Source organism: Frateuria sp., assembly GCF_035695185.1.
GTDB lineage: Bacteria > Pseudomonadota > Gammaproteobacteria > Xanthomonadales > Rhodanobacteraceae > Frateuria_A.
Map to the genome: position 1 here is coordinate 1 of NZ_DASSES010000155.1, position 13,680 is coordinate 13,680.

Below are 13,680 nucleotides of genomic sequence, written 5' to 3' on the forward strand. Positions count from 1 at the left end.
ATCAGCTGCTCGCGAAGCTCAACGCGCTGTTCGCCCGCTATGGCGTGGGACGCGGCATTTACACCGGCGACACCACGATCGGGCTGAAGGGCCGCATCGTGTTCGAGGCGCCTGGCCTCGTCGCGCTCCTCGCCGCACACCGTGCCCTCGAGGAAGCGGTGCTTTCCAAGCAGCAGAACCGCTTCAAGCCGGAGGTCGCGCGCAAATGGGTGGAGGTGGTCTACGAGGGCTTCTTCCACGATCCGCTGAAGACCGACCTGGAAGCCTTCCTCGCGTCCAGCCAGGCCACCGTCAATGGCGTCGTGACGCTGCAGACCCACGGCGGCACGGTCGAGGCGGTGGCGGTGGAGTCGCCGCAGATCCTCAACGCCAAGGGTGCCACCTACGCGCAGTCGGCCGACTGGGGCGTGGAGGAGGCCGAAGGCTTCATCAAGCTGTTCGGCATGAGCTCGACGCTGTGGGCCGAAGTGAACCGGAGCGCGAAGGCATGAGCGTTGCGCTTGTCTCCCCTCTCGCTCCGGGAGAGCGGCCGGGGGTGAGGGTCCGGGCGTGGCTGGAAGCCGCGCTCCGCCCGAACTCTCACCCCAACCCCTCTCCCGGCGGGAGAGGGGCTTTCGCTTGCCGGAGCGTGCGATGAGTGCCTTGCTGGATGCCACGCTGGAACACCTCCGCGCGCTGGTCGCCTTCGACACGCGCAATCCGCCACGCGCCATCGGCACCGGCGGCATCTTCGACTACCTGCGCGCGCAGTTGCCGGACTTCGACGTGACGGTGACCGACTACGGTGCCGGCGCCGTGACCTTGCATGCCGTGCGTGGCCAGCCTCGGCTGCTGTTCAACGTGCACCTGGACACCGTGCCCGACTCGCCCGCATGGAGCGCCGACCCGCATGAGCTCCGGATCGAGGGGGCTCGCGCGATCGGCCTGGGTGCCTGCGACATCAAGGGCGCGGCCGCGGCGCTGCTGGCGGTGGCGCAGGCGACCGACGGCCCGCTGGCGCTGCTGTTCTCCACTGACGAGGAAGCCAACGACGCGCGCTGCGTCGCCGGCTTCCTCAAGGCCTTTCCCCCTCGCTCTGCGGGAGAGGGGGCGGGCGAACCCGCCTTGGCCCAACCCTCATCCCCAGCCCCGCTCCCGGTGGGAGAGGGGGGCTGGGCGCACTACGAGGCGGTCATCGTGGCCGAGCCTACCCGGGGCGAAGCCGTGCTGGCGCACCGGGGCATCCAGTCGGTACTGATGCGCTTCGCGGGCCAGGCCGGCCACGCCTCGGGCGAGCAGAAGCCGGCCGACAGCGCCCTGCACCAGGCCATGCGCTGGGGCGCGGCGGCACTCGACTTCGTCGCGGCGCAATCGCACGAGCGCTTCGGCGGGCTGACCGGCCTGCGCTTCAACATCGGCCGCGTGGAAGGGGGCATCAAGGCCAACGTCATCGCGCCGGCCGCCGAGGTGCGCTTCGGCTTCCGGCCATTGCCGACCATGGAGCCTGACCTGTTGCTCGAGCGTTTCGCCGCTCTGGGCAGCGTGCCACCGGTGCACTTCGAGGAAACCTTCCGCGGCAGTTCGCTGCCGGCGGGCGACACCGCGGGCGCCGAGGCGCGGCGCCTCGTGGCGCGCGACCTGGCGGACGAGCTGGAAATCCCGGTCGGCAACGCCGTGGATTTCTGGACCGAGGCGGCCCTGTTCTCCGCCGCCGGCTACACCGCCTTCGTCTACGGCCCGGGCGACATTGCCCAGGCGCACAGCGCCGACGAATGGGTCGCGCTCGACCAGTTGCAGCAGTACGCAGACAACCTTTACCGGATCGTGAGCCGTGGAAACGCATAAGCACACGCGCAAGACCATCGTGCGCCTGCTCGAAAGCATGGGCAGCGCCAAGGAAATCCAGCAGTACCTCAAGCGTTTCTCGCAGGTGGACGCCAAGCGCTTCGCCGTGGTGAAGGTCGGCGGCGCCGTGCTGCGCGACGACCTGCCGGCGCTCGCTTCCTCGCTGACCTTCCTGCAGCAGGTGGGCCTGACGCCGATCGTGCTGCATGGCGCCGGTCCGCAACTGGACCAGGAACTGGCCGCGGCCGGCATCCCGAAGCAGACGGTCGGCGGCCTGCGCGTGACCACGCCGCAGGCGATGGGCGTGGTGCGTCGGGTGTTCCAGCAGCAGAACCTGCGCCTGGTCGACGCACTGCACGCGATGGACACGCGTGCCGTGTCGGTGGCCTCGGGCGTGTTCATGTCCGACTACCTGGACCGCGAAACGCTGGGCATGGTCGGCAGGACCACCGGCATCGAGCTGGCGCCGATCGAGGCGGCATTGCGCGCCAACGCGATTCCGGTCATTGCCAGCCTGGGCGAGACGTCCGAGGGCCAGCTGCTCAACATCAACGCCGACATCGCCGCCAACGAGCTGGTGCGCGTGCTGCAGCCGTACAAGATCGTGTTCCTCACCGGCACCGGCGGCCTGCTCGACGCGCAGGGCCAGGTGATCGACTCGATCAACCTCTCCACCGAATACGACCACCTGATGGCGCAGCCGTGGATCGACGGCGGCATGCGGCTCAAGATCGAGCAGATCGCCGACCTGCTGGCCGACCTGCCGCTCACTTCGTCGGTGTCGATCACGCGACCGGCCGAACTGGCCAAGGAACTGTTCACCCACAAGGGTTCGGGCACACTGGTGCGGCGCGGCGAGAAGGTGCTCACCTTCGATTCGTGGGTGGGGGTGGACCAGGCGCGCATGCGCGGGCTGATCGAATCGAGCTTCGGTCGCGCGTTGGTGCCGGATTACTTCGAGCGCACACGGCCCTGGCGCGTCTACGTCAGCGAGAACTACCGCGCGGCGATGATCCTGACCCAGGAGGAGGGCATGGCCTACCTCGACAAGTTCGCCGTGCTCGACGAGGCGCAGGGCGAAGGCCTGGGGCGCGCGGTGTGGCTGGTGATGCGCGAGGCCAACCCGCGGCTGTTCTGGCGCTCGCGCCACGGCAACACCATCAATCCGTTCTACGACGCCGAATGCGACGGCTCGCTCAAGCAACCGCGCTGGAAGGTGTACTGGTACGGCATCGACGATTTCCGGCAGATCGAGCGCTGCGTGGCCCACTGCGCGCAGCGGGTGCCGACGCTGGTCGATGCGGCGCCCCTGAAGAACAACGCAGCGTGAGGCCGGGAGAGGCTCAGATGGACAAGAAGACCGTAGGCATCGTCGGCGCGCGCGGCCACACCGGCGCCGAGCTGATCCGCCTGATCGCGCGGCATCCGGCGCTGGCGCTGGCGTACGTCTCCTCGCGCGAACTGGACGGCCAGCGCGTGGACGCCCACGTGCCCGAGTACACCGGCGACCTGCGCTACAGCGCCCCCGCGCACGAGGACCTGCCGGCGCTGGGCGCCGACGTGGTGATCCTGGCCCTGCCCAACGGCAAGGCGGGCGTGTGCGTGGAGGCCTTCGACAAGGCCGGTGCCGACCCGCTGATCGTGGATCTATCGGCGGACTACCGGTTCGACGGGCGCTGGTACTACGGCCTGCCCGAACTGACCCGCGACTACTGGCGCGGCCAGCGGCGGATCAGCAACCCTGGCTGCTACGCCACCGCGATCCAGCTGGCGGTCGCGCCGCTGAAGGACCTGCTGGCGGCCCCGCCCGTGTGCTTCGGCGTATCGGGTTACTCGGGAGCGGGCACCACGCCCTCGGACAAGAACGATCCGGAAAAGCTGCGCGACAACCTGATGCCGTACTCGCTCACCGGCCACATGCACGAGCGCGAGACCTCGGCGCACCTGGGCGTGCCGGTGGAGTTCATGCCGCACGTCGCGCCGCATTTCCGCGGGTTGACCGTCACCTGCAACCTCTACCTTGCCCGTCCGATGAAGCGCGACGACATCATGGCGCGTTTCCGCCATGCCTACGACGGCGAGCCGCTGGTGCATGTGCTGGACGAGGCGCCCTGGGTGAGCCGCATCGCCGGCAAGCACCATGCGGAGATCGGCGGCTTCGCCATGGCGGCGGACGGGCGCCGGGTAGTGGTGGTCGCCACGCTGGACAACTTGCTCAAGGGTGCGGCCACCCAGGCCATGCAGAACATCAACCGCGCGCTGGGGCAGGACGAACTGACGGGCATTCCGGTGGCGCAAGCGGAGCGACCGTGAGGCGAGGTCGCATTGCCGTCGCGCTCCCGTCCGCTACCGAGAAACCTCCATGCGCCTGACCCGTTACCTGCTTCCCACGCTCAAGGAAAATCCCGCCGAGGCCCAGATCGCCTCGCACCGCCTGATGCTGCGCGCCGGCCTGATCCGGCAGGAGGCCGCCGGCATCTACGCCTGGCTGCCGCTGGGCCTGCGCGTGCTGAAGAACATCGAGCGCATCGTGCGCGAGGAGATGGACCGCGCCGGCGCGGTCGAACTGCTGATGCCCACGCTGCAACTGGCCGACCTGTGGCGCGAGAGCGGCCGCTACGACGCGTACGGCCCGGAAATGCTGCGCATCCGCGATCGCCACGACCGCGAACTGCTGTACGGGCCGACCAACGAGGAAATGGTCACCGAGATCTTCCGCAGCTACGTCAGCTCCTGGCGCAGCCTGCCGCTCAACCTCTACCAGTTCCAGTGGAAGTTCCGCGACGAGCAGCGGCCGCGCTTCGGTGTCATGCGCGGGCGCGAGTTCCTGATGAAGGACGCCTATTCGTTCGACCTGGACGAAGCCGCCGCGCGCCGCTCCTACCAGCGCATGTTCGTGGCCTACCTGCGCATGTTCGACCGCATGGGCATCAAGGCGATTCCCATGCGCGCGGAAACCGGGCCGATCGGCGGCGACCTCTCGCACGAGTTCCTGGTGCTGGCGCAGACCGGCGAGTCGGCGGTGTTCTGCGACCGCGCCGTGCTGGAGCTGCCGGTGCCCGGCGCCGAGGTGGACTTCGGCGGCGACCTGACGCCGCTGGTCGAGGCATGGACCGCGCCCTACGCGGCCACCGAGGACGTGCACGAGGCCGACCGCTTCGAACGTGAGGTACCGCCGGAGCGCCAGCTGCTTGCACGCGGTATCGAGGTCGGCCAGATCTTCTATTTCGGAACCAAGTACTCGGTTCCGATGAGGGCCGTGGTGCGCGGCGCCGACGGCGTCGAGCAGCCCACTCATGGTGGCTGCTACGGCGTCGGCGTGTCGCGGCTGGTCGGCGCGATCATCGAGGCCAGCCATGACGGACAGGGCATTATCTGGCCGGACGCCGTCGCGCCGTTCCAGGTTGGCCTTCTGCATCTGAAGCACGGCGATGCCCGCGTCGATGCAGCGTGCGAGTCGCTCTACGCCAGCCTGCGCTCGGCCGGCCTCAGTGTGCTGCTCGACGACACCGACGAGCGGCCGGGCGCCAAGTTCGCCCGCATGGACCTGATCGGCTTGCCCTGGCAGGTGCTGGTCGGGCCACGCGGGCTGGAAGGCGGAACAGTCGAGCTCAAGCGGCGCGCCAGCGGCGAGCGCCTCGAGATGGCGCCCACGGACGCTGTCGCCTTCCTTCGCCAATCCCTTTCCTACTCCCATCCGGACGACCAGGCATGAGCGATCTCCTGTGGCAGAAAGCCGGCGTCGAGATCGACGCCCGAATCATGCGGTTCCTCGCCGGCAACGACGTGTTGCTCGATCGCGAGTTCTTCCTGCATGACATCACCGCCAGCAAGGCCCACGTGGGGGGCCTTGCGCGCATCGGCGTGGTCACGGTCGACGAGGCTGCGGCGCTCGCGCGGGAGCTCGACACGCTGGCGGAGGATTTCCGCTCGGGCGCCTTCGTGCTGGACGAATGCTACGAGGACGGCCATTCGGCGATCGAGGCCCGGCTCACCGAGCGACTGGGCGATGCCGGCCGGCGCGTGCACACCGGGCGCAGCCGCAACGACCAGGTCCTGGTGGCGACGCGGCTGTGGCTGAAGGAGAAGCTCGACGCGCTGGCGGCGCACTGCCGCGCCATTGCCGGCACCTGCCTGGAGCGCGCCGCACAGCCGGCGTTGCCGTTGCCGGGCTACACCCACCTGCAGCGCGCCGTGGTGTCCTCCACCGCCATGTGGTTCGCCGGCTTCGCCGAGGGCTTCATCGACAACGCCCTGCGCGCGCGCCAGACCCTCGCCTGGATCGACGCCAACCCGCTGGGCACGGCCGCGGGTTACGGCGTGAACCTGCCGCTCGATCGCGAGCACACCACCGCGGCGCTGGGCTTCGCGCGCATGCAGCTCTCGCCGATCTATGCGCAGCTCTCGCGCGGCAAGTTCGAACTGGCTGCACTGGAAGCGCTGGCCAGCGCGCTGCTGGACCTGCGCCGCCTGGCCTGGGACCTGTCGCTGTTCACCACCGCGGAATTCGGCTTCGTCAGCCTGCCGCCGGAATACACCACCGGCAGCTCGATCATGCCGAACAAGCGCAACCCGGACGTGGTGGAGCTGCTGCGTGCCAGCTACGCCACCGTCGCGGCGGCGCGCTGCGAGATCGAGCAACTGCTGTCGCTGCCTAGCGGCTACCAGCGCGACCTGCAGTTCTCCAAGGGCTCGATCTTCCACGGCATGACCCACGGCCTGGCCGCCCTGGAGCTGGTGCCCGACCTGCTCGCCCGCATGCGCTGGAACGAGCCGGCCATGCGTGCGGCGATCGAGCCGGCGATGTACGCCACCGACCTGGCCATCGAGCAGGCGGCGGCCGGCGTACCGTTCCGCGACGCCTACCGTGCCGCGGCCGCGGCCACGGCGACGGCAGGGGAAGGGCGTTCGCCCGAACGCAGCCTGGCGGAGCGGACGTCCCCGGGAGCCGCTGGTGACCTGCGGCTGGATCTGCTGCGCGCACGCTTCGAGGCCCTGTGACGCTGCGCCGGGCGGTCGGCAACCGGGGGCGGCACCAGTAGCCTGACGCCGGGCCCTGTGGGTCAGCCGTGCAGGTGGCCCTGGTGACCCAGGTCGCGCGGCTGTTCGCTCCACATGCCGCGGGCAAAATCCAGCGCGCGCTCGACGAAGTTGCCCGAGGACTGCCAGTACATCGCGTCGCGTACGCGTACGCGAAGGACGGTGAGATTGGGGTCGTCCTTGCCGGAGAAGAACACGTTCTGCGCAGGCGACCACAGTTCCTCGATCAGCGCCTGGTCGCGGTTGATGCGCGCCCGGCCGCGCACGGAGACGTAGCACTTGTCGTCCTGGTTGGCATAGGCGAGGTTGACGTCCAGGTCGTCGGTCAGCTGGTCGACCTTGGCGCTGTCGGCGGCGGTGAAGAACACCAGCTCACCGTCGGCCGTCAGCTTGAGCGTCTGCAGCGGGCGGCTGACCAGCGAGCCGTCCTGGGCCAGCGTGGTCATCATGGCCACCTCGATGTCGTCGATGAGCTCGCCGAGCTTGCGCAGGTCGGCGTCGTCGTGCGGGGCATCGTTTTTCATGGCGGTCTCCGGGCGGCGGAAGAACCCAAGCTTGGCCAGTCGGCGATCAAGCCACGATGAAGTCCGATGGATGTCCGAACGAGCCCGGTGTCAGCAGCGCTCGAGCAACGCGTAGGCGAACGCCTGGGTGGTGCCGGCGGGGCTGGTGTGGTGCTCGTCGCGTTGGCCCACCAGGCGGAAGGCCGGCGCGAGCAGGGCGGCGACGTCGCCGGCCGAGCGCCGCGCGACCGGCAGGCCACTGCAGCGTTCCGGCCCCTCCGGGGCGAAGCCGCCGACCACGGCATGGCCACCCGGCCGCACGGCGCGGGCGGCCTGCGCGGCATAGCGCGTGGTTTCCGTCGGCGTGGTGAGGAAATGCAGCACCGCGCGATCGTGCCACAGGTCGAAGGCCGCCGGCGCGAGGTCGGCGTCCAGCAGGTCGGTGGCCCACCAGCGCACGGTCGTGCCGCGGGCGCCCAGCCGCTCGCGTGCGACCTCGAGCGCCCTTTGCGAGAGATCCAGCACGGTGATGTCGCGCAGACCCTGGCCGAGCAGGTCGTCTACCAGCGTGGAGGCGCCACCACCCACGTCGAGCAGGCGCGAGGAAGCCTCCAGGCCGGCTTCACGCAGCAGCGCCAGCGACACGTCCAGATGCGGGCGGTACCAGCTCAGTGCCTGGCTCGGGCGACGGCGGTAGACCTCATCCCAGTGGGCCCGGTCGCCCGACATGTCAGCGACTGGCCCACCGCCTTACCGCCTCGGCGAAGGCCAGGCAGTCGGCATGGCGGTTGTAGAGCGGAGCGGGCGAGATGCGGATGACGTCCGGCTCGCGCCAATCGCCGATGATGCCGTGGGCCATCAGGTACTCGAACAGCGCGCGGCCGCGGGCGCGGCCACCGAGCACGCGGATCGACAGCTGCGCGCCGCGCCGCGCCGGGTCGGCGGGGGTGACGATTTCCAGCACGTCGGGCAACTGCGTGCGGACCAGCCATTCGAGATACCCGGTGAGCGCGAGCGATTTTTCGCGCAAGTGCGCCATGCCGGCGCGACGGAACAGTTCAAGCGATACGCGCAGCGGCACCAGTGCCAGGATCGGCGGGTTGGACAGCTGCCAGCCGTCCGCGCCGGGCGTGGGCACGAATTGCGGCCCCATCTGGAAGCGGGTGGTCTTGTCGTGCCCCCACCAGCCGGCGAAGCGTGGCAGTGCCTCCCGCGCATGGCGCGCATGGACGAAGGCGCCACCCACCGCGCCCGGTCCGGCGTTCAGGTACTTGTAGCTGCACCAGATGGCGAAGTCGGCGTCGCTGTCGTGCAGCGCCAGCGGCAGGTTGCCGACGGCGTGTGCCAGGTCGAAGCCGACCTGGCAGCCCTGCGCGTGCGCGAGACGCGCGATGGTCTTCAGATCGAACGCCTGGCCGGTGCGGTACTGCACGCCCGGCAGCATCACCAGGGCGGTGCGCGGACCGTGCTCGGCCAACGCCCGCTCGAAGGCGGCCTCGGAAATCGTTCCGTTGGGCTCGTCCGCCTCCAGCTCGATCAGTGCGGTGGCCGGATCGTAGCCGTGGAAACGGATCTGCGATTCGACCGCATAGCGGTCGGTGGGGAAGGCGCCGGCCTCGATCAGGATGGCGTGGCGCCCGGGTGTGGGCCGGTAGAAACTCACCATCATCAGGTGCAGGTTCACACCCAGCGTGTTCATCGCGACCACTTCGGACGGCTGCGCACCGACCACGGCGGCCAGGTCGTCGCGCACGAATTCGTGGTAGTCCATCCAGGGCAGGCGGCCCTTGAAGTGGCCTTCGACGCCCAGCTCGCCCCAGTAGTCCAGCTCCGCCGCGACCGCTTCACGCACCGCGCGCGGCTGCAGGCCGAGCGAATTGCCACAGAAGTAATTCGAGTCGCGGCCTTCGTGCGGCGGGATCAGGAACTGGTCGCGGAACCCGCACAACGGGTCGGCATCATCGGCGGCGGCCGCCCATGCGGCGGAGGCCTGGTAGTGCGTCATCCTTCCAGCCTCATCGTGCCAGGTCGGCCGCGACCGCGTCGCAGCCCTTGTCGAACGCGGCTCCCCAGGCGGTGCCGGCCTCGCTGCGCGCCGGTCGCGCACAGCGCAGGCGGATCGCATGGTCGTTCCGGAACCAATAGCGCTCGTCGTAGCGGTAGGCGGTGCCGTGCTCCTGGGCCCCGTAGGACTGGCTGTTGGGGCCGTCCGGGTGGCCCATGGCCTTGTAGCCATCCAGCGCCTTGGCCTTGCGCGTGGCGTTGGCCACGTACTGGTCGAACGCGGCCAGGTCGCCGACCGGCTCGACTTCCACCGTGACCGAGGCGAGGTTGTCGCGGGCGGTGGGCGATGGGTCGGGTACCTGGAAAACGCGCATCTCGGGCATGCCCTGGGTTTCCATGATGGCGACCCAGTTGTCCGGCGTGCTGAAGGTGACCTCGCCGCCAGCCATGCTGACGTCGGTGGCACAGGCGGTGCCGGCCAGCAGCAGGGCGCCGGCCAGTAAGAAGCTGCGGGAGAGGTTCATGAGCGCTCCGGAAGTGGTGCCTGGTGGACGAATCGCTGCAAGGGCAGGCCCAGCCATTCCAAGGCCGTGCCGTGGAACAGTCGGGCACGGTCCGCCTCACCGAGTCCCAGGGCCTCGATGCCGCTGCCGGGCTCCTGTTCGCCCAGCGGGAAAGGATAGTCGGTGCCCAGCATCACGCGATCGACGCCGGTCACATCCAGGAGATACCGCAGCGCCCGCTCATCGTGCACGCAGGAGTCGAAGTACAGGCGCTTGAGGTACTCGCGCGGGTTGCGCGGGTTGTCGGTGGCGACCAGGTCCGGGCGCATGCGGAAGCCGTGCTCGATGCGCCCGATCGACCAGGGGAAGCTGCCGCCGCCGTGGGCCAGCATGATGCGCAGCTTCGGCAGCCGCTCCAGCACGCCGCCGAAAGCCAGGCAGCAACCGGCGCGCGACTGCTCGGCCGGCATGCCGACCAGCCAGGGCATCCAGTACTTGGGCATGGTGTCGGTGCCCATCATGTCCCACGGGTGCACAAGCACGGCGGCGCCAAGGTCGGCGGCCGCCTCGAAGAACGGGAACAGCTCCGGCGCGTCCAGGTTCCAGTCGTTGCAGTGCGAGCCGATCTGCACGCCCTGCAGCCCCAGTTCGTCGATGCAGCGCTCCAGCTCGCGAACCGCCAGCTCGGGCGCCTGCAACGGCACCGTGCCGATGCCCGCGTAGTGACGCGGGAAGTCGTGGCACATCTGCGCCATGTGGTCGTTGAGGTGGCGGTGCAGCTCCAGGGCCTGGTAGCCGGGCGCCCAGTAGGAAAACAGCACCGGCACGGTGGAGATCACCTGCACGTCCACGCCGAATCGGGCGTAGTCGTCGATGCGGGTCTGCGGATCGAACGCCGAATCCCACACCTCGCGGAAAAACCTGCCGTCCTTGTAGATGCGGTGCCGGCCGTCGGTGTGGGTCATGACCGGGAAGCGGTCGTTCCCGTACTTGGCGGCAAGATTGGGCCAGTCGCGCGGCAGGATGTGGGCGTGGGTGTCGATCTTGAGCATGCGGCCGAGTCTAGCAGGGCGGTTCCCGCCACCCCGTAGTGCGAAAACGCTGGAGGATTCCTGTCGTGGGCGGGCCTTTGGCCTATACTTTTCCCGCGGCCGCATCCGGCCGCGATCCGGGACCGGCGCCGCCGGTCCGCGGCCATCGGGCGGGAAGGGACCCAGAGCCGTGAACACCAGTGTCGACGTGACGCGACTGCTGCATTCGGCGCAGGCGGGCGATACCGCCGCGCTGGAGGAAGCACTGCGCCAGATGTACGCGGCCCTGCACCGGCTGGCCGGGGCGCAGCTGCGCCGCAACACCAGCGAGCGCACCCTGAGTGCCACCGCACTGGTCAACGAGGCCTACCTGAAGGTGTTCGGCGGCAACTGCCCGCCGCACTGGGAAAGCCGCGGACATCTGCTCGGCGTGGCCGCGCGGGCCATGCGCGAGGTGCTGGTCGATTCGGCCCGGCGCCGCCAGGCGGCCAAGCGCCCGCAGGACTGCGACCGCATCGAGCTGTCGGAAATTTCCGGATCGCTCATGCCCGAGGTCGACTACGTCGCCCTGCTCGATGCGCTGGACGCGCTGGAACAGATCGACCCCCGCCAGGCAAGCATCGTTTCGATGCGGTTCTTCGTCGGCCTCAGCGCCGAACAGATCGCCGCCGCCCTGGGCATTTCCGCCACCACCGTGCAACGCGAGTGGCGCCTGGCGCGTGCGTGGCTGCAGCGCGAGTTGCAGGCCTGAGTTCCCCGGGTTTCGCCCGGGCGCAAATCCGTCGTCTTATCGTGAACGTTTGCTGAATACGCGGTTCATCTGCGTGGCCGATCCGTGAAGGCCGCCACGCACTAGAACAGTGGGAAGGCGTTCAGCCCGCCCTTTGCCACGCCAGTCGGACCCGGCTCGAGCACGGAGCGCATGCCGTTCCGCGCTCCCGTACCGGTCGACGCGCTGCAGGGACGTGCGCGCGCCTGCGCCGCGACACGGATCGCCGGCGTGCCCCCAAGGCGTCGCGTTCCAACCGGAAGACCTCACGTCCCAGGAGACAGCCGCAATGGCCAAGCAAAGCAGTCAGAAGTTCATCGCGCGCAACCGCGCGCCGCGGGTGCAGATCGAGTACGACGTCGAGGTCTACGGCGCGCAGAAGAAGGTGCAGGTGCCCTTCGTGATGGGCGTGATGTCGGACCTGTCCGGCGCCAACAACGCCGAACTCCCCCCGATCGAGGATCGCAAGGCGCTGGAGATCGACGTCGACAACTTCGACAGCCGCCTGCAGTCGATGAAGCCACGCGTGTCCTTCGCGGTGCCCAACACGCTGACCGGCGAGGGCAACCTCAGCGTCGACATCACCTTCGAGAGCATGGACGACTTCTCGCCCGCCGCCGTGGCGCGCAAGGTCGCCCCGGTCGCCAAGCTGCTGGAGGCGCGCACCCAGCTGGCCAACCTCAATACCTACATGGACGGCAAGGCCGGCGCGGAGAAGCTGATCGCCCAGGCGATCAACGACCCGGCCCTGCTGCAGTCGCTGGTCTCGGCCGCCAAGCCGAGCGACGGGGAGTAAGCACATGTCCACCGAGACCCTGGCAGAACGCGGCCAAGCCACCGAAACCCTCGAAGCCGGCGATTTCGCCGCGCTGCTGAGCAAGGAATTCAAGCCCAAGAGCGAGCGCGCAAAGGAAGAGGTCGAGTCGGCCGTCCGCACGCTGGCCGAGCAGGTTCTGGGCAAGTCCGACATCGTCTCCGACGACGTCGCCCAGACCATCAATGCCTACATCGCCGAGATCGACCGCAAGCTCAGCGAGCAGATCAACCAGATCATGCACCACGCCGATTTCCAGAAGCTGGAAAGCGCCTGGCGCGGCCTGCACTACCTGGTCAACAACACCGAGACCGACCAGCTCCTGAAGATCCGCGTCATGAACATCTCCAAGAAGGAGCTGGGCAAGACGCTCAAGCGCTACAAGGGCACCGCCTGGGACCAGAGCCCGATCTTCAAGAAGATGTACGAGGAAGAATACGGCCAGCTCGGCGGCGAGCCGTACGGCTGCCTGGTCGGCGACTACTACTTCGACCACAGCCCGCCGGACGTCGAGCTGCTGGGCGGCATCGCCCAGGTGGCGGCGGCCGCGCACGCGCCGTTCCTGGCCGCGGCCAACTCCAGCCTGATGGGCATGGAGAGCTGGAACGAGCTGTCCAACCCGCGCGACCTGGCCAAGATCTTCTCCACGCCCGACTACGCCGCCTGGCGCTCGCTGCGTGAGTCGGACGACGCCAAGTACCTGGGTCTGGCGATGCCGCGCACGCTCTCGCGCCTGCCCTACGGCGCCGCCACCAACCCGGTGGAGGAGTTCGACTTCGAGGAAGACACCGCCGGTGCCGATTCCTCCAAGTACACCTGGCAGAACGCCGCCTACGCGATGGCGGTGAACATCAACCGCTCGTTCAAGGCTTACGGGTGGTGCTCGCGCATCCGCGGCATCGAATCCGGCGGCGCGGTCGAGGGCCTGCCGGTGCATGCCTTCCCGACCGACGACGGCGGCGTGGACATGAAGTGCCCGACCGAGATCGCCATCACCGACCGCCGCTCGGCGGAGCTGGACAAGATGGGCTTGATGCCGCTGGTGCACCGGAAGAACTCGGACATGGCCGCCTTCATCAGCGCCCAGTCGCTGGCCAAGCCGGAGGAGTACGACGACCCGGACGCCACCGCCAACGCCGCGCTGAGCTGCCGCCTGCCGTACATGTTCGCCTGCTGCCGCTTCGCGCATTAC

General features: G+C 69.0%; 13 protein-coding genes and 1 pseudogene. 9 read left to right on the forward strand and 5 right to left on the reverse strand.

Features of this window, described 5'->3' with window-relative positions; genetic code table 11:
* The 6 genes and pseudogenes from VFH59_RS12605 to argH all read left to right on the forward strand — a co-directional run.
* Positions 1–491, forward strand: a pseudogene (locus VFH59_RS12605) (argininosuccinate synthase); the annotation flags it as partial.
* A 142-nt stretch (positions 492–633) separates the two neighbouring features.
* Positions 634–1,824, forward strand: a complete 1,191-nt coding sequence (locus VFH59_RS12610) for an acetylornithine deacetylase (RefSeq protein WP_325165254.1) — start codon at positions 634–636, stop codon at positions 1,822–1,824.
* A gap of 37 nt (positions 1,825–1,861) precedes the next feature.
* The gene (locus VFH59_RS12615; RefSeq protein WP_414655890.1) at positions 1,862–3,154 is read left to right on the forward strand and encodes an acetylglutamate kinase; all 1,293 of its coding nucleotides are present in this window, start codon (positions 1,862–1,864) and stop codon (positions 3,152–3,154) included.
* A gap of 17 nt (positions 3,155–3,171) precedes the next feature.
* A complete protein-coding gene (gene argC, locus VFH59_RS12620; RefSeq protein WP_325165256.1) occupies positions 3,172–4,137 on the forward strand; it encodes an N-acetyl-gamma-glutamyl-phosphate reductase in 966 nt (321 codons plus the stop codon).
* Positions 4,138–4,186: 49 nt separating this feature from the next.
* A complete protein-coding gene (proS, locus tag VFH59_RS12625) occupies positions 4,187–5,539 on the forward strand; it encodes a proline--tRNA ligase (RefSeq protein ID WP_325165257.1) in 1,353 nt (450 codons plus the stop codon).
* Positions 5,536–6,825, forward strand: coding sequence for an argininosuccinate lyase (gene argH, locus VFH59_RS12630; RefSeq protein ID WP_325165258.1), 1,290 nt, complete (start codon positions 5,536–5,538; stop codon positions 6,823–6,825). The genes proS and argH overlap by 4 nt, the downstream gene beginning before the upstream one ends.
* Positions 6,826–6,887: 62 nt before the next feature.
* Here argH and VFH59_RS12635 read toward each other — a convergent pair whose 3' ends face one another.
* The 5 genes from VFH59_RS12635 to VFH59_RS12655 all read right to left on the reverse strand — a co-directional run bounded on the left by VFH59_RS12635 (position 6,888) and on the right by VFH59_RS12655 (position 10,926).
* Positions 6,888–7,388 (reverse strand): pyridoxamine 5'-phosphate oxidase family protein, encoded by a 501-nt coding sequence (locus VFH59_RS12635; protein ID WP_325165259.1) that lies wholly within the window; start codon positions 7,386–7,388, stop codon positions 6,888–6,890.
* A gap of 90 nt (positions 7,389–7,478) precedes the next feature.
* Positions 7,479–8,096, reverse strand: coding sequence for a class I SAM-dependent methyltransferase (locus tag VFH59_RS12640; protein ID WP_325165260.1), 618 nt, complete (start codon positions 8,094–8,096; stop codon positions 7,479–7,481).
* A 1-nt stretch (position 8,097) separates the two neighbouring features.
* Positions 8,098–9,372 (reverse strand): kynureninase, encoded by a 1,275-nt coding sequence (kynU, locus tag VFH59_RS12645; protein ID WP_325165261.1) that lies wholly within the window; start codon positions 9,370–9,372, stop codon positions 8,098–8,100.
* Between the two features lie 10 nt (positions 9,373–9,382).
* Entirely contained in the window at positions 9,383–9,895 is a 513-nt protein-coding gene (locus VFH59_RS12650; RefSeq protein ID WP_325165262.1) for a hypothetical protein, read from the reverse strand.
* Positions 9,892–10,926 (reverse strand): amidohydrolase family protein, encoded by a 1,035-nt coding sequence (locus tag VFH59_RS12655; RefSeq protein ID WP_325165263.1) that lies wholly within the window; start codon positions 10,924–10,926, stop codon positions 9,892–9,894. Before VFH59_RS12655 ends, VFH59_RS12650 begins: the two co-directional genes overlap by 4 nt.
* 169 nt (positions 10,927–11,095) lie before the next feature.
* On the opposite strand from VFH59_RS12655, the gene VFH59_RS12660 reads away from it, so the two are divergent.
* From VFH59_RS12660 to tssC, 3 genes are all read left to right on the forward strand, one after another.
* Positions 11,096–11,656, forward strand: coding sequence for an ECF-type sigma factor (locus VFH59_RS12660; RefSeq protein ID WP_325165264.1), 561 nt, complete (start codon positions 11,096–11,098; stop codon positions 11,654–11,656).
* Between the two features lie 307 nt (positions 11,657–11,963).
* Positions 11,964–12,470: a type VI secretion system contractile sheath small subunit gene (gene tssB / locus VFH59_RS12665; protein WP_325165265.1), complete on the forward strand. Its 507-nt coding sequence runs from the start codon at positions 11,964–11,966 to the stop codon at positions 12,468–12,470.
* 4 nt (positions 12,471–12,474) lie between these two features.
* A partial coding sequence (tssC, locus tag VFH59_RS12670) for a type VI secretion system contractile sheath large subunit (protein WP_325165266.1) occupies positions 12,475–13,680 on the forward strand: 1,206 nt, incomplete at its 3' end.